General features: G+C 63.0%; 1 protein-coding gene. It reads right to left on the bottom strand.

The window, feature by feature from the left end:
• A partial coding sequence (locus tag CC207_RS23945; protein WP_088852886.1) for a YecA family protein occupies positions 1 to 563 on the bottom strand: 563 nt, incomplete at its 3' end.
• Positions 564 to 598: the final 35 nt, after the last annotated feature.

Genomic DNA, 598 nt, shown 5'->3' with positions numbered 1-598 from the left:
GCAGGTTTCTCTTCGGGGGCGTGCAGCAGCAGGAACAGGGCGCTCAGCGCCTCGGGGATCTGCACGATCATGTCGTCCTGCAGGTTGGCGTTACCGGCGATGTCGGCGAACTCCGGCTGCTCGTCGAACAGGCCCGAGCCGACCATGATCGGCAGCAGCATTTCGCTGACTTCTTCCTCGGCGTTCTCGAACCAGGCCTCTTCACGCAGGAACACGCCCTCCATGAAACCGATGCACCAGCCGCGCAGGTCGGAATCGTCCGGCTCGTCGGTCAGGTCCAGCTCGCAGGGCAGGTCGAATTCTTCGTCGCTGGCCAGTTGGCGGGCGATGTGCGCCTTGAGCGCGACCAGGGTGGCCTCGATCTCGGTGCGCTGGGCATCGCTGGCATAGTGCGGTTCTTCGGCGAACAGCGCGTCGATCCATTCGCGTTCTGGAACTTCCTCGGAGCAGATCGACAGCGCGGTCAGGTAGCCGTGGGCGGCGACGTAGTCCAGCGCTTCTTCGTGCAGCTCATCGGCGTCGAGGAAGGCTTGCAGGCGGGTCAGTTGCTCGGCGAAGGACATTACAGGGCTACCTTGGGGAATAAACGATAGTGAAT

Origin of the sequence: Pseudomonas sp. DrBHI1 (genome assembly GCF_002205115.1) — a bacterium.
In the GTDB taxonomy this organism is placed as follows: domain Bacteria; phylum Pseudomonadota; class Gammaproteobacteria; order Pseudomonadales; family Pseudomonadaceae; genus Aquipseudomonas; species Aquipseudomonas mosselii.
Note: the sequence above shows the minus strand (reverse complement) of the source record. Positions and strands in the feature narration are given on the sequence as shown.